Here is a 1,238-nt window from a genome sequence, read left to right as displayed (position 1 = left end):
GTTGACCTGACCCCTCTGGTTCGGTCCGGGGTTTGTGAGAGTCTGAATGCCCGAGATTTGGGCGGGAAGGCTCGACAACGATCATGGCGACGCGTAAACGACACACCCCTGAGCAGGTGGTGCGGAAGCTGACTGAGGCCGATCGGCTGCTGGCCGAGGGCAAGGACGTGGCCGAGGTGTGCCGGGTCCTGCAGGTCACCGAGGCCACCTATTACCGGTGGCGTAACCAGTTCGGCGGCCTGAAGGCCGATGATGCGAAGAAGCTCAAGGAACTCGAACGCGAGAACACTGTGCTCAAACGGTTGCTCGCCGAAGCAGAGCTGGAGAAAGCGGCCTTGAAGGAGATCGCGAAGGGAAACTTCTAGACCCGGAACGCCGGCGTGCGGCGGTCGCTCACCTGCAACGACTGTTCGGGATGAGTCAACGCGCCGCGTGCCGGGTGACCGGGCAGCATCGCAGTACCCAGCGCCGTCCACCAGCCGACCAGCGGGGCACCGACCCAGACTCCGGGTTGCGGGAATGGTTGCGGCAGTGGGCGAAAACCCATCCACGGCAAGGATTCCGCCGCGCCTACCACGATGCCCGCGCCGAGGGATGGGCGGTGAACCACAAGAAGATTCAGCGCCTGTGGCGGGCCGAAGAGCTACGAGTACCGGTCCGGCGGCGCCGCAAACGCCTCGGTGCCTGCACTGTCACCGAGGTGACCGCGGACGCGCCGAATCAGGTGTGGGCGACCGATTTCCAGTTCGACGCCACGACCGACGGCCGACCGGTGAAGATCGTGTCCATCGTCGACGAGCACACCCGTGAATGCCTGGGCGGGCTGGTGGAGCGCTCGATCACCGCCGATCGGCTGATCGACGAACTGGACCGCATTGCGGCCGAACGAGGCTATCCGGCGGTGCTGCGCTGTGACAACGGACCGGAGCTGGCGTGCTCGGCGATGGCCGATTGGGCTGGTGAACGTGTCGGGCTGGCGTTCATCCCACCTGGTCAGCCCTGGCGCAACGGCTATATCGAGTCGTTTAACGGACGTCTTCGCGACGAATGCCTCAACATCAACAGCTTTTGGTCGCTGACCCAGGCCCGGGTCGTGATCACCGATTGGAAAACCGACTACAACCTACGGCGGCGGCATTCGGCCCTGGGATATCGCACCCCGGCCGGATACGCTGCCATCTGCACACATCAATGACCGGCTCTCACAGCCCGTGGACCGATCACCGGGGTCCCGTCAA

General features: G+C 64.5%; 1 protein-coding gene. It reads left to right on the top strand.

Going from position 1 to position 1,238, the window contains the following annotated elements; all coding sequences use genetic code 11:
* Nucleotides 1-83 precede the first annotated feature (83 nt).
* Nucleotides 84-1,195 (top strand): IS3 family transposase gene (locus tag NNI01S_RS32950; RefSeq protein WP_157115183.1). Its coding sequence is split into 2 segments (ribosomal slippage): nt 84-351 and nt 351-1,195, totalling 1,113 coding nucleotides; the frame shifts between segments, so codons are not numbered across the junction.
* Nucleotides 1,196-1,238: the final 43 nt, after the last annotated feature.

Origin of the sequence: Nocardia niwae NBRC 108934 = DSM 45340 (assembly GCF_001613465.1) — a bacterium.
GTDB classification, from domain to species: Bacteria; Actinomycetota; Actinomycetes; order Mycobacteriales; family Mycobacteriaceae; genus Nocardia; species Nocardia niwae.
Note: the sequence above shows the minus strand (reverse complement) of the source record. Positions and strands in the feature narration are given on the sequence as shown.